The organism is Methanobacterium sp., from assembly GCF_038562635.1.
Classification (GTDB): Archaea; Methanobacteriota; Methanobacteria; order Methanobacteriales; family Methanobacteriaceae; genus Methanobacterium_D.
Map to the genome: position 1 here is coordinate 416,272 of NZ_JBCFBO010000002.1, position 26,061 is coordinate 442,332.

The following is a 26,061-nucleotide window of genomic DNA, read 5'->3' on the forward strand; positions in this document are numbered from 1 at the left end:
TGTCTTTAAAATGTCGATGCATATTTTAGCTTTTCGACATTTAAACTTTTTTTTAGATGATCATAATTTAAAATTGTGATAAATTAAAGATTATCAGTTATAGAATTCCCATATATTTTTATTTCTCAAAAATCAAACCATTGTATAATGTCTGTTTAGTAACAGATAAAAACTTATATTGCAATATCTTAAAAATTAAGTATGTATATTATTAGAAATAATCCTCAATTAAATTGGACGTGTTTTTATGAATGAAGAGCTTATAAAAAGGGCTTATGAACTAAGAAGCAGGGGCTTTACCACTGGAGAAATAGCAGATGAACTTAATGTCTCTAAGGACACCGCCAGATGGCTTATTTTACAGGTAACTGGTAAAAAAATGGAAGAAGGAACCCAAAAAGCTCCAGTTGATTTCGCCATAAACTGGAAAAACTTAGGTAGCAGTTCTACACGAATGATGCATGTATCTGCAGCCATGGCTGATTTAGCTTTAGAATATGGTGATGTTGAAGTAGTAGTAGGTATAACTGTAAGTGGAGTACCATTTGCAACCATGATGGCAGAAATAATAGATGCAAATATAACCATATTCCACCCTATAAAACACAGAAAAGAGGAAGATGCAAGGGGAGCAATAAGCAGTAACTTTGCATCAGTTGAAGGTAAAAAAGTCGTAATTGTGGATGACGTTATAACAAGCGGAAGAACTGTAAACGAAGCGATAAATATATTAAACGACCTTGGAGCAAATCCGCTTTGTGCTGTTGTTTTGATTGATAAAAAAGGAATAGATGAGATTGAAGGCGTTCCTGTTGAGTCATTGATTCGTGTAAGCAGGTTAGGATAAAATTATCCTTTAAAATTATTTTTATTTTTAATCCCTTTTTCTTAAATTATTTAAAAAAAAATCAGAATCTATTTTATCTAAACTACTTTTTAAAATTAAATAAAAAAAATAGAGATAGAACTCTGTGTTCTATAGCTAAGTATAGTATCAATATCATCAAATGCGCGTAATAACTGCATCTCCTCCACCTTTTTTTAAAAAAGTCCTCAAAATCAGAGATTTTTGGGGCATGTGAAAATCTATCAAAAATTTATAATTTTCGATGCATGCAAAATTCTACGAATTTTGCTGTTACGAAATTGAAAATTTTGTAAACATAGAAAATCAAAGATTTTCTAATGTTTCAATTTTCACGGTCACAAATCTTCGATTTGTAAACACCAAAAAATTCTACGAATTTTTGAGCGGTGGTCAAAAAATGCAGAAAAATCGTAGATTTTTCTGCCCAGAAAACTTCCTAAAAAAATCATTAAAAAAGATAGATTATGTTCTATATCTAAGTATAGCAGCAATACCACCAAATGCACGTAATAACTGTATTCCTTCCTCTGTTTCAGTTGAAATTATCTCAACATCAGATCCGCCTTCTTCAGCCATGTCAACGAATTCATCGATGATGTCCCTTGTTCCAACCACTTTCATTATTTCTCCACACTGAGGGCACTGCTCGTTTTCTATTTCTTCAGATTTTTTAATAGTTTTTCCTTCAGTATACGCACATGCAGGGCATTCACATGTTTCACGCTTGTAACTAACATCTTCAGATAAAAGAAGGACTTCAACTGCACCCATTTCAAGATTTCGCCTTACATCTTTTTCTCCATAAGATGAAAGCCCATCTTCGTTTATGAGTTCCTTTAAAAACCGTTGTACAAGCTTTTTTTCACGCATGATATCCATTTCATTTAAAACGTCCATGGACTTGTCGATGACTTCCCTTATACCAAATTCACCAGTGTATGATGTATCTACAGTGGTTATAACCTTATTTTTAATTTCATAATGCATATAATCCCCTTCAAGGAACTCTTCCTTAGTATGTCCTGGTCCACCCAGTACTACTCCTTTTAAGTCAGGGATTGGTAAGAAAGCATCGTTAATATGATGCCCTATTCTTTTTAAGAACTCATGAGCTGCAAGGTCAATTAAACGATCAAACCTTCGCTGAGATTGTCCACCTGCTTTGTGCTTACCTGGAACACCACTAGTTAATGTTTTAACAATATCAATTCGTTTACCACGTAAGACAGCAATTGTAGCTTCTTTTCTGTCCAGTACCGCAAGCCCATATGTTTCCTTTACATCCAACATATCCTGAAGCGGTTCCAGATAAAATTCAGAATTACAGTGATATGTGTAAGTTTGTATAACTTCTGGCGGCTCAAAAACGTAAGTTTCCATTTTTTCAGTACCAGGACCGCCCTTAGGGATCATCCCAACAAAAAGAAGTAATCCATGTTCCGGAGGTTTTGGGAATAACTTCAATTTTTGCACGATTACTTCAATTGCAGACTGTACATTCTTTTTGGTTTGTTTACTCTTAATGTTAGCACTTTGACTTAATTCTTCTCTCATGTGCTTTACAACATCACTCACTTGCTTATCTGGAGGAATATAAACTGATACAAGTTCAGTTCCCCTTCCTTTTTTATCTGCGAGTTCTTCAATCGTTCTTTTAAACTCGTATAACTCTTTTGATGACACTTCAGCCAAAAAAATCACTCCTTAATAATAGTAATAGTAAATTAGTTCATTATATCAACATAATTTAGAATATCAGAACATGAGCTATTTAATTTATATCATATCTACAATATATAAATTAAAATTTTACCCGTAAATTAATTCATTATTATCCCCATAATTTAGAATATCAGAACATAAGCTATTTAATTTATATCATATCTCCAATATATAAATTAAAACCTTACTAGTAAATTAGTTCATTATTATCCCTATAATTTAGAATATCAGAACATAAGCTATTTAATTTATATTATATCTTCAATAATATATAATTAAAACCTTACTAATTCTACTTTATAATTTAGAATTATATTTATTTAAGTTACATTGACAGTTAATATGGTGATGATAATATGAAAATTGTGGTCGCAGTAGGCGGATCTATAATAATTAAAGAGAATAACCATGAAAAATTTAAAGATTATGCCGATGTTTTAAGAAGTATGAATGATGAACATAAGTTATTTATTGTAGTTGGTGGTGGAAAACCCGCTCGGGAATACATTGGAATTGCAAGGGATCTTGGAGTTTCTGAAGCAGCCTGTGATGATATAGGAATTGATGTTACACGATTGAATGCTAAGCTTTTAATTATGGCCCTTGAGGAAGATGCATATCCAAAAGTAGCTAAAAATTTCCATGAAGCAATGGAATTTTCAGTATCTGGTAAGATTGTAGTTATGGGTGGAACTGAACCTGCCCACAGTACAGACGCTGTCAGCAGTATCCTTGCAGAGTTTGTAAATGCTGATCTTTTGATAAACGCCACATCAGTGGATGGATTATACGATAAAGACCCAAATAAGAACAGCGATGCTAAAATGTTTGAAAAAATTACCCCTACAGAAATGATGTCTATTTTAAGCAGTAAAGAAACCAAAGCAGGTACTTATGAGTTTTTCGACAGCACTGCAATACAAATAATTAAACGATCAAAAATAAAGACCAGAATTGTAAATGGAAAACATGCTGAAAATATTCAAAAAGCAGTTTCCAGCGAAATAGGGACTACAATCATCCATGAATAAAAAAATCAGCACACCATCTAATTTTTCATAATTCATAGTAGTCTTTATAAATATGAAGGACATATGGGTACATAAAGTATTCAAACATCATTTTTTTTATATGAGTTAAGATGGTTAAATAACGGATACATATTTTTAAACTTTTGATTAAAAGTTCAACTTTAAATCAATTACAATTAATTAAAATTGAGGTGTATTAATATGACAAAACCACACAAACACTGTCCAGTATGCGGAATATCAATTCCGCCAGAAGAACGATTTTGCTCACCTAAATGCGAAAATACATATGCAGAAAGAGCTAGAAAAGTCGGCAAGTCAAGGAGAATATTTTACATAGCCCTTGCTGTAATTATTGTAGTTTATCTTTTGTACATCTTTAGAGGAAGCATATTCTAGATTCCTCTTAATTTCTTATTTTAAATATTGAAATCAATTAGTTAATGTCTTAATCAAAAGATTGTTTATAGTGCTTGTAATATTGAGATAAAAAATAGGATTTAATCCATAATAAAAACTAATAAATAAAATACAAATTATCAGTTCCTATATAAAATAAACTGTTTTAAGCCTAATAAAAATTAAATTGAGTAACTACGTTATAATGTGTGTATTACCCATAAATATTTAAAAAATAGAGTTTTATAGGGTAACTATAAAGTTACACCCATATCAAGCTGTTCTGTAAGCTCTTTGTATCTGTTACGGATGGTTACTTCAGTTACACCTGCGATGTCTGCAACATCCCTTTGAGTTTTTCTTTCACCAAGAAGCACAGATGCTATGTATAAAGCTGCTGCTGCAACTCCGGTTGGTCCTCTACCCGATGTAAGACCTTTTTCCATAGCTTTTTCAATTATTTCAATAGCTTTGGATTGTACTTCACCAGATAAGCTTAACTCACTTGCAAATCTTGGTACGTAATCAACTGGAGATGTTGGTGGTAATTTTATGTTAAGTTCACGTGTTAAGAACCTGTATGTTCTTCCAACTTCTTTTTTACTTACTCTAGAAACTTCTGCAATCTCATCAAGAGTCCTTGGAACGTTACATCGTCTGCATGCTGCATATAATGATGCTGCAACGACTCCTTCTATACTTCGTCCTCTTATGAGTTTGTTTTCAACAGCGCTTCTGTAAACAACTGAAGCTGCTTCTCTCACACTTCTAGGTAAACCCAGTCTCGAAGAGTCTCTATCAAGTTCACTTAAAGCAAATGCAAGGTTCCTTTCTGTGGCACCAGAAATCCTTATCTTTCTCTGCCATTTCCTTAAACGGTACCATTGAGCACGGTTCCTGGCAGGAATATCCCTACCGTAGATGTCCTTATTCCTCCAATCGATCATGGTACTTAAACCTTTATCGTGAATGGTATAAGTTATTGGAGCACCTACCCTTGTCCTTTTATCCCTCTGCTCATGGTCAAATGCTCTCCATTCTGGTCCCATATCAACTAAATTATCATCGATAACCAGTCCACACGCACCGCATACTATTTCCCCGCGTTCGTGATCGTTAATGAGTTTGTCAGAATTGCATTCCGGGCATCTTGTTTCGACCTTTTCAATTTCTGAAACGTCGTATTTCATCTTTTCTTTCGTTTTTTTCGCCCCCATTTTTTTATAGGTTTTGATGATATATACAAGCTCTCTCCAACTCGCTTTTCAAGATTTTTAGTGTTTTTTGCGTAGACTTTGACTGATATATACGGTTTTTTGGTAGGTCCAAAGAAATCGTGAACAGTTCCAATTCTTTTTTTATCTTCAGTAAAAACAGGTAGTCCAAAACCAGGCGTTTTATCGGATCGTAGTATGATCTTGCCCTTGTTGGAGATGTGCGATATAATTCCTAATTTTTTCAGTTTATCATCAACCGATAATTTTATATATTAATTATAGTGTGCAGAAGTTATATATAAATGTTTCGATATTTTTAAATAATAAATGTTAATCTCTAATATAAATCTTTTGAATTTATAACCTAACATTTAATCCTAAAACTAAAAATTACATATAGTAAGATAAATCTATAATCCAATTTTAATCTAAAATACAAAAACCATGAGCACAGGCATCTGAAGTTTCTAAAATCTATAAAGTCCCAATCAAACTTAAAATAGAGGATCCTAATGAATAATAATTCTTAAAAAATTATGCTTCTAATCCTAAATTACTTGATACCATATCAAGCTTGAGCTTTTGAACTTGTCTTTTTTTCTTTATAGATTTTACCGTAGTAAAACGTTGCAAGGGCTCCAATAGACGTTGGAATAACATAACTTACCACACGATCCAACAAAGATACTGCGAGGACTATATCTGGAGAAACACCTACCGGCAGGAAAAGGGCAATCATTACAGCCTCACGAATACCAAGAGATCCTGGTATATTCGGGATTATAGAAACTACAAATGCAACGGTATAAATAATTACCACCGGTAAAATTGGAGGATGGTAACCTACAGCCACAAATGTTAAATAAAAACGTAAACTATCTATTCCCCACATTAAAAAAGAGATTAAAATACCTACAACAAACATCTTACGATCTTTAAGTACTCCCTGAAAACCAGTAGTAAAGCTTTCGATATATCCTATCAGTTTATCGTGAATACTGCTAAAAGATGTCTCTTTAGACGTTAATTTCTTTGCAAAAGGATATATACGCTTTGCAATAGAAATGACCAATCTGGTAGCGACCTCTTTCTTATAACCAACATATATCATAAGTCCAAAGATAATTATAACCATTATAATCAGGATAATGATTATCAAACTAAGCCAGAATCCGGCATCCAATGTGAATATTAAATATATAGTAAGTATAGAGACCAGTACAAATGGGAAAAATTCAAAAACCCTATCTGCAGTGGTAGATGCAAACCCAGTTTCAAATGGAATACCTTCAAACTTATCAAGAAGATATGCACGTAATGGTTCGCCTCCAGCTGCACCGGGAGTAACATTGTTCCCAAAAATGCTCGAAAACAGCATTAAGATAATCTGTTTAAATTTAGGTGCCTTATCGAGAATATCTAAAATAAATTTCCACCTTACAGCCCACATAAGTATCATAACAAGTTCTAAAACCAGCGTAAACAACATTATCGTTAAATTAGTGTGATCTAAAACACTTAAAATTTCATCTAAGCCTATAAAAAAAGATACTAAGAATATGATGAATAAACCCGCAGCAAACGATAGTGCAATTTCCAGTTTATGATCCTTTATAAATTCTGTGGTGTTCTGCATATTAAATCCCTGTAAAACTAGTATTATCCTTAAATTAGTACCCTAAAAACATCTTCATAATTTATGTGAATATAAACTTATATAAAGGTTTTTCAAGCAGTAATCTAATTAACATATGTTTATAAATAAAAACAAATTATTAGGATTAAATATCTAATTTAATCCAAGTATATCTGAAAAAGAATAGCCTTTTTCAATTTTTGAGATGATTTGAGCCTCATTTCTTTTAATACGTAATGTTTCATCTATAACGTCTTTTAAATGATCATCGGGTACAACTACGACCCCACATTCATCTCCTATAATTAAATCATGAGGATTAACAGTTACATCTCCACAGGTTATTGGAATATTAATTTTACCTTCTGCTTTTGAGCTTCCAGCATTAGGAACAATAGTCTTTGAGAATACGGGATATTTTAATCTTTTTACTGCTCCAACGTCCCTTACAGCCCCATCTATTATTGTACTTATTATTCCTCTCTCTTGCGCTGTTTTTGAGGCTAATTCACCCCATACAGCTTTATCATCACCTTCAACCTGAATGACAAGAATTTCCCCCTCTTTAGCCGCTTCAATAGCCTTAATACTTGTGCCCCAATCATCAGCCATTGTACTGGCAGTTACTGCCCTTCCAACGATGGTCTTATCAAATAAGGGTTTAATTCCCGAAAGCACTCCAGGATTACCTGTTACTTTGTTTAAAGCATCTGAAACCTGAGAGGTATTAAGATCCAAGCGGGCTAATTTAGAATCAGAAAATTTGGGTGAAAATAATTCTAAGATGCTTTCAGGTGAAAGCTTCTTCTTATTTTTCATATAAAATCAGTCCTGAGGTGTTGTAACTTCTTCAACAAGTTTTTTACCTGCAACAACCTCGTCAACACTGTGAATTGAACCACCATATTGCTTAATTGCTTCACTTATTTGTTCAAAATTTAAATCATTTCCCTGCATTGTTACTTTAACGTTCTCTGTCTCTTTATCTATTTCCATTAAAGTAACATTTACACCATCTACTCCTTCTATTTCACTTAAATATTTTGCAAAATATGGTATATTTGGTTCATGAGGTTTTAGTATATCTAAAACAATCCTTATTAGGCCTTTTGCCAATTTAATATCCTCCAATTTTAGTAGTTAATAAATCATATTTCTACAATATCATTTAAAACTTTACATTTATATCAAAGTTTTAAACGAAAAACTATATTATTTACATAATTCTGATTTAAATAGTCTACTAACCGATCATTTGATACAGATCAGAACTTAAACTTAATAATAAAATGTATTAAATGGTTTAATTATTTATAATTAATACTTGTTTTGAATGTTCAATTATTTATATAAGATAGACTATATAATCTCATAGATACTATTTAGACATTTCATAAAAAGGGCTTACCATGAGTTTTAGAAGATTATCTCGCATTGTTGAAGAGCTATCATCCTGCGTAGAACAAGGAATGCCAATTCTTATCGAGGGTAAGAAAGACGAAGAGGCTTTAAGAGAGTTAGGTATTACTGGTAATATCATCAAAGTTTCAGGTTCTGGTCTTAAACTCTTTGAAATTGCAGAAATAGCCGCCAAGACATCTTCAAAAGTCATTATACTGACAGATTTTGATAAAAAGGGAAATATACTTGCAAAAAAACTGTCAGAAGATATACAGAGCCTTGGCTCTCATCCTGATCTTAATATTAGAAAAAATATTATAAAAATCACGCGAAGATATATTAAAGATATAGAAAGTCTTCCAAAACATATGAAACAATTAGAATTAGAAATAAATCCTTATGGTAATTACCTATAATTATTATCAAGGGATTTCCGCCGAAATGGAAAGCCCAGCCTTAATGATCTTAATCGATTCAAATGTATCTATAATTACAATAATAAAGGAGGCCCATTATGGGAAAAGGAGAAGAAATAAGTACAACTAAATACCTCATTCACGCTCAAATTAACGCTAACGGAATTGTAGAAAAGCCAGATGTCGTCGGTGCGATCTTTGGACAGACAGAAGGGCTTTTAAGCAATGACCTTGATTTAAGAGAATTACAAAAAACAGGACGTATAGGGAGAATTAAAGTCAACATCAATTCAAGGGGAGGGCGTTCAAAAGGAGAAATTGTAATCCCTTCAAGCCTCGACAGGGTTGAAACTGCAATTCTTGCAGCATCACTTGAAACCATTAATCGTGTAGGACCTTGTGAAGCTTATATACAGGTTTCTAAAGTTGAAGATGTAAGAGCGGTTAAAAGAAGGAAAGTTGTTGACAGAGCAAAAGAATTATACAAAGGCATGATGGAAGAAGTGACTCCCGAAAGCCTTAAAATGATAGAAGAAGTAAAAGAAGCCATGAGAATTCATGAAATAACTGAATTTGGTGATGAAAGGCTTCCTGCAGGACCTAATGTTTCCACTTCAGACGCTATCCTTGTAGTTGAAGGAAGAGCAGATGTCCTGAACCTCCTCAAATATGGAGTAAAAAATGCAATAGCAGTAGAAGGCGTAAGTGTACCTAAAACTGTTGCAGAATTAACTAAAAATAAAACTGTAACTGCATTTGTCGATGGAGACAGAGGCGGAGAACTTATACTAAAAGAATTATTACAAGTTGGTGAAGTAGATTACGTCACCAGAGCTCCAAGAGGAAAAGAAGTTGAAGATCTAGAAAAAGAGGAAGTAATGGTAGCTTTAAGGGACAAGGTACCTGTTGAACAGATGTATCATGATCTTGGAGTTAAAGTTGAAAAAATAGAAGAAAAAGAAAAAGATAAAGCTGAAGATAAAATTACTGTTCTTCGAAATGTATTAAAAGACCTGGAAGGTTCAGGTAATGCAGAGATCTTCGATGACGCTTTAAACATCTTAAAGGAAGTTAAAGTTGAAAATCTCTATGATGAACTTAAAAACATCGAAAATAATACATATGCAGTAGTATTTGACGGTGTTATAAGTCAGAGATTAATAGACATTGCAAAGGAAAAAGGACTTAAACACGTTGTAGCAGTCAGAATGAGTGACGTGGTTAAAAAACCAAGTCCAATTAAAGTTATAACAAGATAATTTTTTTAATTTCCACTTTCGGGTGGAAACCCTTCTATTTAATAATTCATAAATTTAAGCGCCGCTTGGGATAGTTATTTAATTAACATCCCAAAATCCACATTCCAGGGGTATTTATTATGTATGTTAACATGAAAAAAGAGTTTTTAGGAGATATAGAAACTACAAAAGACATTTTAATACCAAAAGACCCCTTAAATAGAGTTATCGGGCACGATGATATTATAAAATTTGTAAAAATTGCTGCAAAGCAGAGGAGAAATCTGCTGCTTGTGGGACCTCCAGGAATTGGAAAATCATTGATAGCCCAGGCAATTTCTTTTCATTTAACCAAACCTAATGAAGAAATAACCGTTGTACACAACCCTGAAAGACCTGAAAGGCCTTTTGTTGAACTAAAAACGCGAAAAGAACGGGAAAATGAAAGAATAGATCTACAAAAAGCAGAAGGAGATATTGTAGATCCTGCTGAAGTCCCAGATGCAGTTGCAGAAAGACTGGGGTTTAGATGCATCCACTGTGGAAGTTTCAACAGCGCTTATCAAAGCATATGCCCCGACTGCGGGGGAGACAAATTTTCACATATCAATGCCAGACGAAAACACTTGGGTGATCTCCTCGGAATGTTTGAGATGAACAGCGGCCCCATAAGCATACCCCAGGATAGAGTAACAACAACCAGAGTTAAAAATGGGAAAGAAGAAGTTGTAATCTATGAAAGAATTGATGGGGACCAAATTAAAATACTTGACCAGCACGCTCTTGAAAAACGGCGCGAACTTGTGGATGAAAAACCAAAAAATGTCATAGTTCCACTTAAAAGAAAATTATTTATCCAGGCAACGGGAGCAAGTGAAACTGAACTTTTAGGTGATGTCAGGCATGATCCTTATGGAGGACATCCAGATTTAGGAACGCAGCCCTATGAAAGAGTCGTACCTGGCGCTATCCATGAAGCCCATGAAGGCGTTCTTTTTATAGATGAAATAGTCCATATTGCAAGATTACAGCGTTATATATTAAGCGCTATGCAGGACAAAGTATTCCCAATTATAGGCAGGAATCCACAAAGTGCTGGAAGTTCAGTTAAAGTTGAAAATGTTCCATGCGACTTTATTTTTGTTGGAGCATGTAATATCAGAGATATACAGTACATCCTGCCACCATTACGTTCAAGAATACAGGGAGAAGGTTATGAGATCCTCATGAAGACAACAATGCCTGACACTGAAGAAAATGTTGCAAAACTTGCACAGTTTGTAGCTCAGGAAATTGAAATGGATGGTAAAATACCTCATGCATCAAAAGGGGCTGTTAACATCCTAATTGACGAAGCCAGGAAAAGGGCAAAAGTTATTGATGAGCAAAAAGATTCTTTAACTCTCAGATTAAGAGATCTTGGCGGTGTTGTTAAAATGGCAGGTGATATGGCTGTAATGGAAGGTGCAGATCTTATAATTGAAAAACATATGAACTTTGCCGTAAATAACGCTATTTCAATCGAAGATCAAATTCTTAAAAGGTATAATTCCTTTGAAAATGCTATTCAAAAAGATCTATCCAGTTCTCAGAGCATGGGAAATGGAAAAGGATACAGACCAAATGAAAGTGTAGACAGAAGCTATATGTAGTAAAACTTATGTAGTATAACCCCTAAACCAAAATACGCTATTATCTAATTTCAATTAAAAACAAACATGCCATAGCTGATACCATGAATCCATATTCTAATCACGTGAGAAGGAACGGGGGAGAAGTTGTTTCTGAAGCACACAGCTATGACATGGATAAATCTATTTTAGAAGAATATGATTTTCCCGAAATGATAGAAGATTATCTCATTGAGCTTGAGATAAGAAACTACTCGAGAAATACCATTAAAACATATAAATCAATAGTTATTAATTTTTATAATTTTTTACTTGCAGAAAAAAACCTCACTGATGAAAGACGAGTTTTAAGGGCATTTAAAAAGTATATAACCCACTTGAAACGTGACAAAAACGTTTCACAGAACTACATATACCTTGTAACAGTTGTGGTGAAAAAGTTCTTTGAATTCGGCGGTATCCACATTTTAAATGAAATTAAAACACCTAAACGAACTAAATCACTCCCTAAACATCTAAATGAGCAGGAAGTGAAAAACCTGATACACGCCTTTGATAAAGCAGAAAACTTATCCAAGCATGCCCAACTTAGAAATCTCAGAAATAAAGTTATTTTAGCTTTACTTTATTCATCAGGTCTTAGGGTTTCAGAACTGGTATATCTCCATACTGATAATGTTGATCTAAGAGAAAGGACAATAAGAATTCGTGGAAAAGGAGAGAAGGACAGGATTGTGCTTTTTGACGATGCAACAAAATTATTAATCGAAGAATATATTGAAAAAAAAGATGATGACACCCCATTTCTCTTTGTAAACAGGTCTGGAAATCATTTAACTCCAAGATATATTCAGATGATGATTAAAGACCAGGCTAAAGCTGCAGGGATTAAGAAAAAGGTAACTCCCCACATTTTAAGGCACTCTTTTGCAACCCACCTTTTAAAGAACGGTGTCGATATCAGGGCTATTCAACAGCTTTTAGGACACGCCAACCTGAGTACTACCCAGATTTACACCAGCGTAGATATGCACACACTCAAAAATGCTTATGATAAGGCTAAGTCTGTTTATGAGAATTAAATCCATACTAAGAGCTAATTCTATTTTCAGTGTTATAATTATCTAATTTTCATAAAAGCCAAATACTTCTTTTTATAATAATAAAAATATGGAAAATAATATTAAAAAAGTGATCTGTTCTGCAATACAGTCCAAAAAAATGATCCAGTTCAACTACGAAGACAGCACCCGCGTAGCTGAACCCTACTGTTACGGAGAAAGTAAGACTGGGAATGAAGTCTTAAGAGCTTTCCAAGTTAAAGGAGGCAGCAAATCAGGTACACCTGTTGGATGGAAACTATTTAGGGCTTCTAAAATGGAAAATATAACCTTTACTAATGAATACTTTGCAATTAGACATCATTATAGTAAAGAACCTGTTATTAAAAATTTATACTGCTGCATTAAGTTGTAGAATTATTAAATCCTAAATCATTAATTCTTAAATTAATATATATTAAATTAATTTAGGATTTATCCTCGAGTATGCATCCAATAAATAAAGCGACGTATTTTGATTAAATTTAGGGTTTATTTTAATTAATAGAGTAATTCTTACTAATAATTTTTAATTTAATTTGATTGTGGCATTCCTAAAAAATTACGGATATTTTTATAAAATAAGCTGCAAAATAAAACATTGATGAATAATGAGTCAGTACCAGTTGAAGACAGAAACAATTTAAGAAGCCATGCTTTAAAATTCATTATTTTACTAGGCATAGTGAGCCTTCTTGCAGATATGACATATGAAGGTGCTCGAAGTATAACTGGCCAGTATCTTGCGATCCTAGGGGCAAATGCAGTTGTAGTTGGGTTTGTTGCGGGTTTTGGAGAATTTATTGGTTACGCCCTGCGTCTTGTTTCTGGATATCTAAGCGATAAGACCCGTAAATACTGGGCAATAACAATCACAGGATACTTTATAAATTTACTGGCCGTGCCTCTCCTTGCACTTGCAGGGAGTTGGGAAATTGCCGCTGTTCTTTTAATTGCAGAGAGAATGGGAAAAGCTTTTCGTACACCTGCCCGTGATGTAATGCTTTCACATGCATGTTCAGAAGTTGGGCAGGGATGGGGATTTGGTTTACATGAAGCAATGGACCAGATAGGAGCCATAATGGGTCCGCTTATAGTTGCATTTGTTTTATTTTTTAATGGCAGTTACCAGACCAGCTTTGCTATTCTTTTGATACCTGCAGTTTTAGCTTTAAGTGTGCTAGCAGTATCACGTTTTCTTTATCCAAATCCTCATGAACTGGAAATTAAAACTCCAAAACTTGAAACTAAAGGATTTAAACATGTTTACTGGATATACATGGCTGCTGTAGCCTTAATTGCATTAGGTTTTGTTGATTTTCCACTTATAGCATTCCATTTCAAAAACTCGCTTATTGTATCTGACAGTTTAACTCCAGTATTTTATGCCATTGCCATGGGGGTAGATGCCCTTGCTGCACTTGTCTTCGGCCGCTTATTTGATAAGATAGGTCTTTCCATTATGATAGTTGTCGCTGTTCTTTCCGCTTTCTTTGCACCCCTAGTGTTTTTAGGAGGTTTCTATTCGGCGCTGGTAGGAATAGCTTTGTGGGGTATAGGTCTCGGGGCGCAAGAATCTATAATGAGAGCTTCAATTGCAGGAATGTCGCCCGTTCAAAGGCGCGGAACTGCTTATGGAGTGTTTAATACAATTTTTGGAATTTTCTGGTTTATAGGCAGTTTGACAATGGGAATTTTATATGATATATCCATCCCATATCTAGTTATCTTTTCCATGGTGGCCCAACTCGCCTCAGTTCCTCTGTTCATGCTAATAATAAAATCCAGATAAATTTAAATTTTATTTTTATGCATATTCAAAAATGTACACCCATAAAACAGTAAAAACTATGTATTATTAAAAACAATATATTTAATAACACTTAATTAAAATTTAAAGGAGCGTAATTAATGGAAAGCCTTAAAAAATCAGAAATTTTAAAACTGGTAGTATCCATACTAATTCCTTTAATTGCAGGTTTTATAGGTTCCATCGCCACCATGTCTTCCATACCAACATGGTTTACTGCCCTTGCAAAACCCGCGTGGACACCACCTAACTGGGCGTTTGCACCGATATGGACAACTCTTTTTATATTGATGGGTATTGCACTTTTCCTGGTGTGGCGCCAAGGCCTTTGGAGAAGAGATGTTAAAATAGCAGTCATTATTTTTGCAGTACAGCTTGTTTTAAACGTGTTGTGGTCAGTTATATTCTTTGGACTGCAGTCTCTGCTTGGAGGATTAATTGAAATAGTTTTTTTATGGATAGCCATACTCGCAACAATAATCACATTTTACAGAATATCTAAACCGGCAGGAATACTCCTTTTGCCATACATAATATGGGTAACTATTGCTTCTTACTTGACTTATACAGTGTACCTTTTAAATATCTAAAAATACCTTAATTTTTTTATTTTGTATCCAAATCTAATGAAGGTTATATCTTGAGAAAATTTATAAAACCTAAAGTAATTGTAAGTAAATGCATAGGCTTTGAAGCCTGTAGATACAATGGACTTATAATTAAAAGCGATTTTGTTGAAAAACTTAAAGAATATGTTGATTTTTATCCAGTGTGTCCCGAAGTTGAAATAGGCCTTGGAATACCAAGAGACCCAATAAGAATTATTGAGCTTGGAGGGGAATTAAGGCTTTATCAGCCAGCAACTGGACTCGATATAACAGATAAAATGAAAAAATTTACCCAGAATTTTCTGGACGAAATAGATGATATTGCTGGTTTTATTTTAAAGAATAGATCTCCTTCATGCGGCATTAAAGCAGTTAAAGTATATCACGGTTTTAAAAATTCAAGAACAAAAAGTAGAGCTGGGTTTTTTGGTAATGCAATTTTAGAAAGGTTTCCATATCTTGCCGTTGAAGATGAAGGCCGTCTTAGAAATCTTAAAATAAGAGAAAACTTCTTAACCAAGTTATACATATTAGCTGATTTGCGAAAAGTAAAAAAATCCAGAAGCCTTAATGAGCTTATTAAATTCCATTCACATAATAAGATGCTTTTAATGGCGTATAATCAGGAAAATACGAGAAAATTAGGAAGAATAATTGGAAATGCTGATAAAAACACATTTGAGGATTTAATTTCAAAATATCAAACTGTCTTTTATGATATTATTCTAGAATCTCCACAAAATACAACTAATATTAATGTTCTAATGCATGCTTTGGGTTACTTTAGTAAAGAACTAACACATGATGAAAAAGCTTTCTTCTTAGATTCTGTAGAAAAATATAGAAACGGTATTTTTCCGTTATTTGTATGTCTAAATATTTTAAAATCTTGGATAATCCGATTTAATAATGAATATTTAATGGACCAAACATTCTTTGAGCCTTATCCCGAAGAATTAATCCCCATTACAGTAGTATAACTCATATGTATGCCGCAACGATATTAATTTCTTTTTCCAGCATATTTCGTTTAAATTCATTTTTTGACAGCATCCAGCACTGCCTAAATTATAAGTTAAGAGTTTACATCATTTAAAATGAAATTTTTTCAGTTAAAAATAATTTAAAAATATTTAATGTAAAAATTCAATTATTGTAAAACTTTTCTTTAAAATCAATGATGAATTTAGTTCCTTCATCTCTTTCCAGCTTAATACTGCCTTTTATTTGATCGGTTAAGCTGGTTACAAGCTGCATACCTAATGAATTTGTATTTCTAAAATCCAAGTCACATGGGAACCCTATACCATTATCTTCTACAATTAACTGCATCTCATCGGCATTTTTAGCAAAGCGTACTGATACATTACCTGTTTTTTTATCAGGAAACGCGTATTTCAGGCTGTTAGTTACAATTTCATTTACAATTAAAGCTAAAGGAACTGCCGTGTTAATATCTAAATCTATATTAGATATATCCATATTTAATTCGATTCCTTGAGATGCTCTATAAGAATTGAAGAGTTCTATAGTTAAGCTCCTAATATATTCACCAAAATCGATTTTCCTTAAATCATCTGACCGGTAAAGTTTCTCATGGATTAATGCCATAGATCTAGCTCTATTCTGGCTTTCTCTAAAAACACCTAATGCTTCTTTATCGTTGATATGGCGGGACTGCAGATTTAACAGGCTTGATATAATTGTTAAATTGTTTTTTGCCCGGTGATGGATTTCCTTCATGAGAATTTCTTTTTCTTTAAGGGAAGCTTTGAGATCCTCCTCTGCTTTTTTACGTCTAGAAGCTTCCAGTCCTAAAGATATTAAATTTGCAAGTGAAGATACAAAATCCTGCTCTTCAAATTTCCAGTGTCTAGTTTTGAAGGTTTCATGGCAAAGTACTCCCAATAATTCTCCTTCCAGCCATATAGGAACATCCAACAATGAACAGATGCCGTTAGGTTTAAAGTAAGATTCATTTAATTCAGAAGTATAATAATAACCTTGAGCATTGGCAGCAGTTATATTATGAAATTTTTTCATAGCTTCAAAATAGCGAGGACATTTTGCCGCTTCCAAAATTAAGCCTTGCTTATGGCTTTTACCATTATAACAATCCTGACAAATGATTTTTGTTTTATCAAAATCGAATAACCATATACTTACCTGATCAACATTAAGTGTTTTAAAAGATGCTTCAGTAATTTTTTGTAGGCCTTCAGGCATGTTAGACAAATCTTTTTGGGATAACTCCAGTAAAGTTTCCTGTCTTTCAATTATTTGCTGAGTTAACAGGTTTTTATGTAATTCTTTCTGCCGAATCTTAGTTATATCACTGCCAACACATAATATGCCTAATTTATGAGAACTGTAATTAATAGGAGCTATAGACATAAGAACAGGTATAGCTTTTCCATCTTTAGCCCTCATAATTGTTTCAAAATTAGAAATACAACTTTCTGTAGCTTTATAAACTTTAAAAGCGCTTAAATCTTCAGAAAATATCATTTTCATATCTTTTCCATAAATTTCTGATTGCCTATAGCCTAATAATTTTAATCCTATGCTGTTAACATTTTTAATTCTATTTTTATTGTCTATTAACACTGAAAAATTAGACATTGCAGAAACTATTTCATCAGCAGCCATAGCAGGAGTTAATTGAGGGATTCTATACCTCACAATTCCATAACATAGTAATGCTATACCTAAAACAGCTGCCGTATAAAATGTTTCAGGAATTTTAATAGAGAATGACGACATGATATCAGTAGCGATACCTATCGCCATAGTGAAAGATAATCCCAAAATAATATATTTAGCCAGCTTTCTTTCTTCAGTATCGGATTTTCTATAGTGCAAATAAGCTAAAACTAATGATGTAACTATAAGGGCTGTTAACCACAGATCACTTAAACCAAAAAGTAAAGGGTTAAGCTGTACAGAATATGTCCAGCCCCAGTATTCTCGTACCATATTCACAGATGTTAAGTTGGATATAATAAAATAAATTGAAACAATTATTGATGGAACATATATCAAAGAAAGGATTTTCACTTTGTTTTCAGAGTTTAACCTGTCAGTGACAACTAAAACTACATGTAAAATAAGTGATGCAGATATAATCCATATAAAACTACCAATATACCATAAATTAGCCATATAATACGTTTCTGCCTGCCTGTATCCAAATTCAAGGAACAATAGATATGCAAGCATAAAACACATTAATGCAGTTAGTTGATTTAACTTACTCTTGGTATTCTTATAATAAATAAAATTAGCAAGAAAAATACATAAAATAGATGATAAAAGCGATACTAACGCATATATATTCATTTCTCAGACGCCCCAAAATTTAAATTGTACCAATTTACAACAAAAGTGAATATTAGTCATATAAACTTGTTTTTGTAATATTAATTTATATAACTTTTCTTTAATTTGTATAGCATCATATCAATATATTTCCTTTCAATTCGAGTTATTATGATTAATAAAAAACATAACATCAATTTAATCAGTTTTTATGTCACATTAAAAAAAAGAATAACATATACCACTATAATTAACCATATTATCCCTCCTATTTTTATAATAAAACGCTAAGAATGATTATAAACCCAACAGAACCATTTCCAAAATTATTTTATAGCATTAAATGTATATTTTTCTAATTTAATTCAATACATCACTACACCATATCCCCAAATATGAAAACAAAGTATTTATAATATTTAAATCTAATCAATAATGGGATAAAATACTCATTTAGAGAGTATTATTCACCTCGATATGCAATATACACGATTTTTTAATCAGTATTTTTTGACGCTCACAAAATTCTTTGAATTATGTGTAAAATATACTTAAATATCAATTATGATATTTTTTTAAAGTGATATTAATTAGGAGGCAAAATAATGCAAACACCTATGGTTAATAGTTATTTCGAAAAGAGGTACAACTTCTTTAAATGGCGCCATGATTCCTCATTTGTAAATAAAACTGTCTTAGCTTTGATAATGGCATGTATTACAGGGATCTCAGCGCAGATAATAATACCTCTTCCATGGACCCCTGTACCTGTAACAGGACAGACCTTTGCAGTGTTAATGGCTGGAATTATCCTTGGTAGATACTGGGGAGGAATTAGCCAAGCCCTATATGTTGTAATAGGCTTAATTGGAGTCCCATGGTTTGCTGGAATGTCAGGAGGCTTTGATGCAATTTTATGTGCAAGTGGCGGATATCTCATTGGATTTATTATCATGTCCTTATTCCTCGGCCATTTTACTGATAAATACATTAGAGCAAGAAGCTTTACATCTATGCTTGGATTGATGTTTATTGCAAACTTCATCATGTTATATGTTCCCGGAGTAATAGGTTTAAGCCTATGGATGACTGCAAACGGTGCACAACCAACTTTATGGAGTTTACTTGCAATGGGAGTTCTTCCATTCGTTATTGGCGACATAATGAAGATTGGAGGGGCAGCAGCATTAACTAAAGCAATAACACCTAAAGAAGCATTTGGTGAAGAAGTAGACGTTAAAGAAGCAGCAAACTGGAGAATATTCTGATAACCATCAGGATCTTCTAATTTTTTTATTTTTAAACTTTTGATAAAATGAAAATTCGAGCACACCACCTTTTATGCATGCAGGGATTCCAGGGATACGGATACAGCGAAGATTTCAGCAAAAATATGGCTGGAGTAATTGAAATCCTGCAAAATTTTCCCAAATACAAAATAGAAATAGTTACAGAGGCTGATGCAATCTGTACCTGCTGTCCATACAATATAAAGGGGAAATGTCAAGAAAGTCAGGAATCCCTCGAACACAAAGTGTTCGGGGGCCCAAAATCAAAGATTTTGACGGCCAATAACCAAATCATAGCAATGGACCTAAAAGTACTTAAAAAACTAGATATATCCCCAGGATCTATTTTTGAAGCAGAAGAAATATTTAAAATTACAAATGAAAAACTAAAAACATATTTTGACTTGAAAGATATATGTGGAGACTGCAGATGGAGTGAAAAATGTCTCTGGTATCTAAAGAAATGTGAAGTTAGTACAGAGTTAATCAGCAAATAATTCTATTTTGATTCGTCTAATTCTTCTTTTAACTGCTTCATAATAACCATTATATCATATAAACTCTTTTCTTTGACCATCTCTAAAAATTCAAATATCATTTCAGTATTTACTTTGTTTTCATTTCGATAGGTATTGAAATCTTCAAGTGGAATTACTACTGCATATTCTTCTGAACTTAACTCATCTCTAAAATCAGGATGAAGCTCAATATAGCCCTCTTTAATTTGACCAATTGTAAATCTGTAAGGTAATTCCGTCATATAATCTCATTAAGTAGTATTTGTTATATATTTTATTTATAGCGTAATAAAACTATTTAAACCTAATGTTACTGTATTTAAAACATCCATTAATTATTTTAAAAGTAAATTTATATAAAATAGCCTTTAAACTCTTTCTGTATATTCTAATTCTTTAAAAATGATGGTGAAAGTTGTTCCATTCCTATTATCTATTTTTAATTCACCTTCCAGCTGATTTACAAGCATTTCAACAAGTAAAAGACCTAAAGAGTTAGATTTTTCATGTAATAAATGTTCAGGTAACCCTCCCCCATTATCACTTACAGTTAATTTTAATTTGTCCATTTCTCGAGTAAATTCTACACTAATTACTCCATCGTCCTTTAAAAATGCATATTTAATGGAATTCGTAACCAGTTCAGTTACTATCAAACCACAAGGGATAGCTGTTTCAATATTAAAAATTATATCTTCAATATTGAATTTGGGAGTTATCCACTGGGCATCATAATGAACTATAATATCCATTACAAGTCTCTGGACATAACTTTGAAAAGGGATACTTGATAGATTATCAGAAAGATAAATTGATTCATGCACCAAAGCCATTGCTTTTATGCGCACTTCACTTTCTTTAAGAACCTGTATGGTCAAATCATCGTTAATATATTTAGATTGAAGGCTTAATAAAGAGCTTATAATCTGCATGTTATTTTTGACTCTGTGGTGGACTTCCTTAAGCAGTAATTCTTTTTCATTTAAAGAGGATTTAAGTTTATTTTCAGCTTTTTTAAGTTCATTAATATCACGTGCAGCCGCAAAAACACCGATAACCCTACCAGATTCATCTTTGTAGGTTGTTGCATTATACAAAACAGGTATAGATTTTCCGTTCTTATTCTGTATCTCAAGGGGATAATTTCTTACGGATCCATTCTGAAAAGCTTTTTTATATCCTTCTTGAGCTTTATCATGCTCAGTAAAGTAACTTGAAAAATCAGTGCCTATAAGTTCATGGCGTGAATAGCCTGTAACTGCTTCTGTAGAACTATTAACATCAGTAATTTTCCCATCAAGCCCAATTGTAACAAGAGGATCTAAATTCACTTCAATTAAACTACGGTTATAAATATTGGCTAATTTTAACGCTTCTTCAGATCTTTTACGGCTTTCAATCTCTTTTTTTGCCGCCACATAAAGATTTTCATTTTCATTCAATATAATGCCCTGTCGGAAGACTGCCAAAAGTATGATAATTCCAACAGCAGCTTCAATATACAGTCCACTTATAGAAATTTTATTATTATTCACCAGTATGACCAGGACAAATGTGATCAACACAGTTAATAAAGGCAAATAAGGCGGGAAATTAAACTTATGTATCCACAATTCAAATTCAATGCATTTTTTATTGCCCATTAAAAGATCTATTTCAAAAGAGGCAGCTAAATACATAAATAATATTGCCAACAACCACCCTGCATTTAAAAAACCTCCTGAAACAGATATCCCCTGTATAACTTGAAAACTGTAAATATTATCAGTTACAATTTGAGAAAAGATACCCATACCCAAAAGCAGCAGAGGAGTGCGATAAAAACCTTTAAAATTATTGAATAATATTCTCAGTAATGCCAAAAAAAGGACAAGATCTACTACAGCATAAGCTATACTCACCTTGTTCAAACCATAACTTGAATTAATGTAAGGTAAAAAAAAGATTCCAAAAATAATGCCAGCAGTTATAGATATTACAGATGTATCTAATATCATTTTGATCTTTTTATTTTTGGAAAGGGGTTCTCCTGGAAGATAAAGTATACCTAAAACAAATAAAAAGTAAAATAAAAAGTAAAAAATAGACGCAAATGAAGGAAATAGTTGTTGATGAAGAACTAATTCCATTATAGCCCATATTACATCACCTATACTATAACACAGCAAAGCAATACCTATAATTAACCAAAAATTTTGTACTTTTCTCCCATGGACACCTGAAAGTTTTGCTGCATAAAATAAACAGAAACCTACTACCAATTCAATCAGAGGGCCTACCATATCCCTGAAACATGCCATTGAATTTTTATCCGTAGATAATACTACAATAAATAAATAACCAATTAAAACTATTAACGATATTATAACAGAGTTACGAAATGAAATGAAGCGCATTTTAAGGTTATTACTATATGAACCTGCTCCCTTTAATTTATTAACAAATGATTCAAACGGATCACTTTTATTTGGCATATCTGTGCTTAGTTTTCACATGCTTAAATAGTAAAAAAAGATATTTGTGAATTATATCATTATCAAAGTTTAATTAATAGATATTTATAAAATAATATTGATAATAATTGCATAATAAATTAAATATTAAATAATAAGTAATATATATTTAAATGTAAGCATTAAAATTAATTTATGTATTTTTTAGCTCTTTTTTTAATTTATTACAGCGTTCAAAGCCCAATTATACTTTATTTAAATAAATTAAAATAAAAGAATAGAACCAAAAATGGTTGTAAATTAATCTAAATAGTTTTTAAATTCATATTATTACATATCAAAATTCAAAAAATGGTTCACAGGCAACAGAATTTAGTAAATCTTCAGCTGATTTTATTTGTTCCTCTTTTCCACTAACTGCAAGCCAGATCGATCCTTCAGCACCGCTTACTCCCCCGCCTGCAACTATTTCTGCCTTTGCTCCAGTTAGTAAAGATATAGCATCAATTTCAGTGAATATTTCTCCAGGTACAGGAAGCAAACGGGGGCCATGTGCTCCTGGAACATTTAAACGCAGCGCTAAATCATTCAAATCATTGTAAACACGTTTTTCTATTCCGGTAGGTAAAATCAGCCGAACGCGACGTCCAACTACAGCTTGCAGTGCTGCTCCTATAGTACCTCCAAAAGGATCGCCAATATAAATACCTGCCTGTTTGAGGGGTAAATTAAGGGCATTTGCACCCTTGAGTATAACATCACCCTCTTTAAGGTCATCTACAACGTCAAAAATAGTGAGTCCCTTCTGCCAGATGCCGTCTTTAATTATTACATCGCCAGGAAATCCACTTTCATCCTTAACACGTCCAGCACTAGTTACAGGTCCTCCTGGAGGGAGTACAATACCTCTGAAAAATCTTTTTCTTGAAAATCCTTCCAGTTGATCTATACTGGATAAAATCTCTTCAGCCGCGTATCCATTTGTAGTACCGGCAATGATTACCAAGGTTCCAGATTTAAAAGCTTTAGTTATAGCAGAATATTTTGCCAGAGCCTTTGCTATTAACCTTTTACCAGCTGCAGGTGTAATTAAAAATTGTTTCAATAAATCTCCTCCATTAAATAATTATAAGTAATCTACACTCCATGTTTAAGTGTATGTGCAAAATATCACTATTTAAATTATGTAAGCTTGTTAATAGATAGAATTTTTTTGAACATGTCAGCCCTATTTATCATTTAACACGTAAAAATTTTACAGAGGATAAGAAACATGAGCATTAATTTAACTTGGTATACCGTGACAGCGCTCCTGTTTCAACAGCTATTTCCATACCTTTAATAATCAGTTGAATATCCGCTGCTATCCAGTTTAAAAGCTGTTCCAATTCACTATTTTGAAGATCATAGGAATGATCCATTTTAAGAACATCTGGATTCAGCTTTAATTGATTAATATCCCCATTTAATGAAACTTCAAATTTATGAAGTATACCCTTAAGTTTGACATGTATATCATTATCCTGCTGCAATTTTTCAGGATCCTTAGAAAGTATTGCAGATGCAGCTGTTAAATCAGCAGCTACTTTTCTATTTAAAATCATCAGCCCATTATACAGCTCAAGATCATCATTTATATCCTCAAAAGTATCTTCCAATTTCTTTATTCCTGCCTCAAGATTATTGTCTTCTCCAATATACTTTTTAAAGCATTTTACTATATTAGAATCATAATTTTTTGAAATAGCTAAAACCTGATTAGCACAGTTTATATTGGCTTTAATAGTTTTAATCAACTGATCAGGAAGATTAACTGTGACTCTGCTTGGTAAAATCACATATGCAAATATAAAAGCTATAATTCCTCCTATAGAAATGTCTACAAGTCTTGCAATTGCATTTTCAAATACAGTTCCTGTGGGCCACACCAGAACAATGAAAACTGTAATGGCCATTATAGAAAGCGCCATGTAGCCTGGGAAAAATGCCCTAAAGAAAAAAAGCATTATAAAAGCCAGAAAGATCAAAACATAATGGGGGAATATGAATGAAAGGATTATGGCTATAATTATAGCAAACAAATTGACTCCTACCCTTGAAATTAAGTTATTAACTGTGCTGGTAATATCCGGCTTTAAAATAATTAAAATCCCCATTGTAACCCATATTACACTCCTTTCATGATTAAAATAAACTAAAATAAGCGCAATTGTCATTGCAATGGTAAAACGAATAGTATGACGGATATAAATGTTATTTATATTGAAGTTAGCCTCCAAAACTTCCTTAAAAGATATTTTAGAAGTTTCTATTTTTTTTACATCTTTTTTTGAAGTTCCAGAAAGTAAATTATTGCTTTTATCCAATATATCATTTATACCCCGAGAAAGTTCAAAAACCACATTATTATTTTCCAAAAAGCAGGATTCAACCTCCAAAAGGGCATTATCCATTTCCTTTAGATCCACCATGTCACCGTTACCTTTAAAATTATTTGAAACCTTTAACGATGACTTATCTGCAGCCTCTAAAAAGTTATTAAAGCATTCCTTAGATTTTGAAGGTAATCTTGAAGCGATTAAATCACTGTACGCCCTTAGACCCTTCAAATAGCTTCCGAGCTTAAAAATATCATAATAATTAGATTTTAAGGAAACTCCAGAGAGGACCTTTAGTGTAAGGAAAACACTTTGAATTGAGGACTGGGGATTAAATCCAACAGTCACCATCTCTCTTATTCTTTTCTTTTCGAGCCATATTTTAGGAATAAATAATATAGAAACTACCAAGTAAGGTAATACACTGTAAATACACCATTCTACTGGAGTTGAGCCTGTATTAACCATTAAAACTGCTACAAAATAAATTAAAAAGAATGTAAATCCTAAAGAACCTTCGGCAGCCCCAAAAATATAGAGAGACGTGGTGAAAAATGCCCATACAACTGTAAAGAAAATAAATATTTCAAGACTCGATAAGGCCAAATAAGCACTTAAAAAAGCTAAAACTGTCATAAAAAGGCCTAAAATTGCTAAAATAGCTACTTTACGAATAGGAAGAGAAATATCAATTATTATACTGGCTAAAAGAGTTACAAACATTATAACCCCAATTCCTTTATCAAAGCCCAAAAAATGAGCTATTAAACCTGCCAAAATCATTAAAATAATAGCCCTAACAGCATGCCCCCACTTAGGACTTCCAGTAGGTCTTGCAAGTATTTTAAATTTACCTATTAAACCTATTTTTTCCATGTTAATCCCAATATTTTTTTTTAAAATAATAATTCTGTTTTTATTATTATTATAACTTTGTATATCACCACCACGGCCAAAGTAGATTAGATATTGTAAAAAAGAAAAATTAAAAAAAATACATGTTAAGTTAATAAAAATTAATGAATCAA

24 protein-coding genes are annotated in these 26,061 nt (G+C 32.7%); 13 read left to right on the forward strand and 11 right to left on the reverse strand.

From position 1 onward, the window contains the following. Positions 1-247: 247 nt before the first annotated feature. Positions 248-847 (forward strand): orotate phosphoribosyltransferase-like protein, encoded by a 600-nt coding sequence (locus AAGU07_RS14115; RefSeq protein ID WP_069583393.1) that lies wholly within the window; start codon positions 248-250, stop codon positions 845-847. A 483-nt stretch (positions 848-1,330) separates the two neighbouring features. Here AAGU07_RS14115 and prf1 read toward each other — a convergent pair whose 3' ends face one another. Continuing rightward, positions 1,331-2,560: a peptide chain release factor aRF-1 gene (gene prf1 / locus AAGU07_RS14120; protein ID WP_342459736.1), complete on the reverse strand. Its 1,230-nt coding sequence runs from the start codon at positions 2,558-2,560 to the stop codon at positions 1,331-1,333. 386 nt (positions 2,561-2,946) lie between these two features. Between prf1 and pyrH the strand changes: the two genes are divergently transcribed. Next, positions 2,947-3,621 carry a UMP kinase gene (gene pyrH, locus AAGU07_RS14125; protein WP_342459737.1) on the forward strand — a complete coding sequence of 225 codons (675 nt, stop codon included), beginning with the start codon at positions 2,947-2,949 and terminating at the stop codon, positions 3,619-3,621. Between the two features lie 201 nt (positions 3,622-3,822). Further along, complete coding sequence (locus AAGU07_RS14130) at positions 3,823-4,020, forward strand: DUF2116 family Zn-ribbon domain-containing protein (protein WP_342459738.1); 198 nt, start codon at positions 3,823-3,825, stop codon at positions 4,018-4,020. A 254-nt stretch (positions 4,021-4,274) separates the two neighbouring features. Here the strand turns inward: AAGU07_RS14130 and AAGU07_RS14135 are convergent, their stop codons facing one another. From AAGU07_RS14135 to AAGU07_RS14155, 5 genes are all read right to left on the reverse strand, one after another. Continuing rightward, the gene (locus AAGU07_RS14135; protein ID WP_048080904.1) at positions 4,275-5,210 is read right to left on the reverse strand and encodes a transcription initiation factor IIB; all 936 of its coding nucleotides are present in this window, start codon (positions 5,208-5,210) and stop codon (positions 4,275-4,277) included. After that, on the reverse strand, positions 5,207-5,506 hold the full coding sequence (locus tag AAGU07_RS14140) for a Gar1/Naf1 family protein (protein ID WP_342459854.1): 300 nt from the start codon (positions 5,504-5,506) through the stop codon (positions 5,207-5,209). Before AAGU07_RS14140 ends, AAGU07_RS14135 begins: the two co-directional genes overlap by 4 nt. A 299-nt stretch (positions 5,507-5,805) precedes the next feature. After that, positions 5,806-6,873 carry a UPF0104 family protein gene (locus AAGU07_RS14145; protein ID WP_342459739.1) on the reverse strand — a complete coding sequence of 356 codons (1,068 nt, stop codon included), beginning with the start codon at positions 6,871-6,873 and terminating at the stop codon, positions 5,806-5,808. Positions 6,874-7,026: 153 nt separating this feature from the next. Beyond that, a complete protein-coding gene (locus tag AAGU07_RS14150; RefSeq protein ID WP_342459740.1) occupies positions 7,027-7,692 on the reverse strand; it encodes an RraA family protein in 666 nt (221 codons plus the stop codon). 6 nt (positions 7,693-7,698) lie between these two features. Continuing rightward, complete coding sequence (locus AAGU07_RS14155; protein ID WP_069583386.1) at positions 7,699-7,989, reverse strand: DUF211 domain-containing protein; 291 nt, start codon at positions 7,987-7,989, stop codon at positions 7,699-7,701. Between the two features lie 353 nt (positions 7,990-8,342). Here AAGU07_RS14155 and AAGU07_RS14160 point away from each other — a divergent pair, with 353 nt between their 5' ends. The 8 genes from AAGU07_RS14160 (at position 8,343) to AAGU07_RS14195 (ending at position 16,057) form a co-directional block, all read left to right on the forward strand. After that, the gene (locus AAGU07_RS14160) at positions 8,343-8,690 is read left to right on the forward strand and encodes a toprim domain-containing protein (RefSeq protein WP_342459741.1); all 348 of its coding nucleotides are present in this window, start codon (positions 8,343-8,345) and stop codon (positions 8,688-8,690) included. A gap of 98 nt (positions 8,691-8,788) precedes the next feature. Further along, on the forward strand, positions 8,789-9,949 hold the full coding sequence (dnaG, locus tag AAGU07_RS14165; protein WP_069583384.1) for a DNA primase DnaG: 1,161 nt from the start codon (positions 8,789-8,791) through the stop codon (positions 9,947-9,949). A 119-nt stretch (positions 9,950-10,068) separates the two neighbouring features. Then, on the forward strand, positions 10,069-11,580 hold the full coding sequence (locus AAGU07_RS14170; protein WP_342459742.1) for an ATP-binding protein: 1,512 nt from the start codon (positions 10,069-10,071) through the stop codon (positions 11,578-11,580). A 152-nt stretch (positions 11,581-11,732) separates the two neighbouring features. Further along, positions 11,733-12,641 (forward strand): site-specific tyrosine recombinase/integron integrase, encoded by a 909-nt coding sequence (gene xerA, locus AAGU07_RS14175; protein WP_342459855.1) that lies wholly within the window; start codon positions 11,733-11,735, stop codon positions 12,639-12,641. Between the two features lie 88 nt (positions 12,642-12,729). After that, entirely contained in the window at positions 12,730-13,035 is a 306-nt protein-coding gene (locus tag AAGU07_RS14180) for a hypothetical protein (protein WP_342459743.1), read from the forward strand. 228 nt (positions 13,036-13,263) lie between these two features. Then, positions 13,264-14,451, forward strand: a complete 1,188-nt coding sequence (locus AAGU07_RS14185; protein WP_342459744.1) for an MFS transporter — start codon at positions 13,264-13,266, stop codon at positions 14,449-14,451. Between the two features lie 119 nt (positions 14,452-14,570). After that, complete coding sequence (locus AAGU07_RS14190; protein ID WP_342459745.1) at positions 14,571-15,059, forward strand: TspO/MBR family protein; 489 nt, start codon at positions 14,571-14,573, stop codon at positions 15,057-15,059. 50 nt (positions 15,060-15,109) lie between these two features. Further along, complete coding sequence (locus tag AAGU07_RS14195; protein WP_342459746.1) at positions 15,110-16,057, forward strand: DUF523 and DUF1722 domain-containing protein; 948 nt, start codon at positions 15,110-15,112, stop codon at positions 16,055-16,057. A gap of 166 nt (positions 16,058-16,223) precedes the next feature. Here AAGU07_RS14195 and AAGU07_RS14200 read toward each other — a convergent pair whose 3' ends face one another. Beyond that, positions 16,224-18,305, reverse strand: coding sequence for a histidine kinase dimerization/phosphoacceptor domain -containing protein (locus tag AAGU07_RS14200; protein WP_342459747.1), 2,082 nt, complete (start codon positions 18,303-18,305; stop codon positions 16,224-16,226). 695 nt (positions 18,306-19,000) lie between these two features. Between AAGU07_RS14200 and AAGU07_RS14205 the strand changes: the two genes are divergently transcribed. Next, complete coding sequence (locus AAGU07_RS14205; protein WP_342459748.1) at positions 19,001-19,663, forward strand: biotin transporter BioY; 663 nt, start codon at positions 19,001-19,003, stop codon at positions 19,661-19,663. Between the two features lie 47 nt (positions 19,664-19,710). After that, the gene (locus AAGU07_RS14210; protein ID WP_342459749.1) at positions 19,711-20,181 is read left to right on the forward strand and encodes a DUF1284 domain-containing protein; all 471 of its coding nucleotides are present in this window, start codon (positions 19,711-19,713) and stop codon (positions 20,179-20,181) included. A 2-nt stretch (positions 20,182-20,183) separates the two neighbouring features. Here the strand turns inward: AAGU07_RS14210 and AAGU07_RS14215 are convergent, their stop codons facing one another. The 4 genes from AAGU07_RS14215 to AAGU07_RS14230 form a co-directional block, all read right to left on the reverse strand. After that, the gene (locus AAGU07_RS14215; RefSeq protein WP_342459750.1) at positions 20,184-20,444 is read right to left on the reverse strand and encodes a hypothetical protein; all 261 of its coding nucleotides are present in this window, start codon (positions 20,442-20,444) and stop codon (positions 20,184-20,186) included. Positions 20,445-20,570: 126 nt separating this feature from the next. After that, positions 20,571-22,502 (reverse strand): histidine kinase dimerization/phosphoacceptor domain -containing protein, encoded by a 1,932-nt coding sequence (locus AAGU07_RS14220; protein WP_342459751.1) that lies wholly within the window; start codon positions 22,500-22,502, stop codon positions 20,571-20,573. Between the two features lie 490 nt (positions 22,503-22,992). Next, complete coding sequence (locus AAGU07_RS14225; RefSeq protein ID WP_342459752.1) at positions 22,993-23,760, reverse strand: hypothetical protein; 768 nt, start codon at positions 23,758-23,760, stop codon at positions 22,993-22,995. A 175-nt stretch (positions 23,761-23,935) separates the two neighbouring features. Then, positions 23,936-25,909, reverse strand: a complete 1,974-nt coding sequence (locus AAGU07_RS14230; RefSeq protein WP_342459753.1) for an FUSC family protein — start codon at positions 25,907-25,909, stop codon at positions 23,936-23,938. Positions 25,910-26,061: the final 152 nt, after the last annotated feature.

Excerpts from the sequence above, each read along its gene's own strand:
- dnaG (WP_069583384.1), top strand. The coding sequence starts at position 8,789 with ATGGGAAAAGGAGAAGAAATAAGTACAACTAAATACCTCATTCACGCT.
- AAGU07_RS14115 (WP_069583393.1), top strand. The coding sequence starts at position 248 with ATGAATGAAGAGCTTATAAAAAGGGCTTATGAACTAAGAAGCAGGGGC.
- AAGU07_RS14185 (WP_342459744.1), top strand. The coding sequence starts at position 13,264 with ATGAATAATGAGTCAGTACCAGTTGAAGACAGAAACAATTTAAGAAGC.
- AAGU07_RS14215 (WP_342459750.1), bottom strand. The coding sequence starts at position 20,444 with ATGACGGAATTACCTTACAGATTTACAATTGGTCAAATTAAAGAGGGC.
- AAGU07_RS14180 (WP_342459743.1), top strand. The coding sequence starts at position 12,730 with ATGGAAAATAATATTAAAAAAGTGATCTGTTCTGCAATACAGTCCAAA.
- AAGU07_RS14205 (WP_342459748.1), top strand. The coding sequence starts at position 19,001 with ATGCAAACACCTATGGTTAATAGTTATTTCGAAAAGAGGTACAACTTC.
- AAGU07_RS14190 (WP_342459745.1), top strand. The coding sequence starts at position 14,571 with ATGGAAAGCCTTAAAAAATCAGAAATTTTAAAACTGGTAGTATCCATA.
- AAGU07_RS14220 (WP_342459751.1), bottom strand. The coding sequence starts at position 22,502 with ATGGCATGTTTCAGGGATATGGTAGGCCCTCTGATTGAATTGGTAGTA.
- xerA (WP_342459855.1), top strand. The coding sequence starts at position 11,733 with ATGGATAAATCTATTTTAGAAGAATATGATTTTCCCGAAATGATAGAA.
- AAGU07_RS14230 (WP_342459753.1), bottom strand. The coding sequence starts at position 25,909 with ATGGAAAAAATAGGTTTAATAGGTAAATTTAAAATACTTGCAAGACCT.
- AAGU07_RS14160 (WP_342459741.1), top strand. The coding sequence starts at position 8,343 with ATGCCAATTCTTATCGAGGGTAAGAAAGACGAAGAGGCTTTAAGAGAG.
- AAGU07_RS14170 (WP_342459742.1), top strand. The coding sequence starts at position 10,069 with ATGTATGTTAACATGAAAAAAGAGTTTTTAGGAGATATAGAAACTACA.
- AAGU07_RS14130 (WP_342459738.1), top strand. The coding sequence starts at position 3,823 with ATGACAAAACCACACAAACACTGTCCAGTATGCGGAATATCAATTCCG.
- AAGU07_RS14150 (WP_342459740.1), bottom strand. The coding sequence starts at position 7,692 with ATGAAAAATAAGAAGAAGCTTTCACCTGAAAGCATCTTAGAATTATTT.
- AAGU07_RS14210 (WP_342459749.1), top strand. The coding sequence starts at position 19,711 with ATGAAAATTCGAGCACACCACCTTTTATGCATGCAGGGATTCCAGGGA.
- AAGU07_RS14145 (WP_342459739.1), bottom strand. The coding sequence starts at position 6,873 with ATGCAGAACACCACAGAATTTATAAAGGATCATAAACTGGAAATTGCA.
- AAGU07_RS14135 (WP_048080904.1), bottom strand. The coding sequence starts at position 5,210 with ATGAAATACGACGTTTCAGAAATTGAAAAGGTCGAAACAAGATGCCCG.
- pyrH (WP_342459737.1), top strand. The coding sequence starts at position 2,947 with ATGAAAATTGTGGTCGCAGTAGGCGGATCTATAATAATTAAAGAGAAT.
- AAGU07_RS14200 (WP_342459747.1), bottom strand. The coding sequence starts at position 18,305 with ATGTGTTTTATGCTTGCATATCTATTGTTCCTTGAATTTGGATACAGG.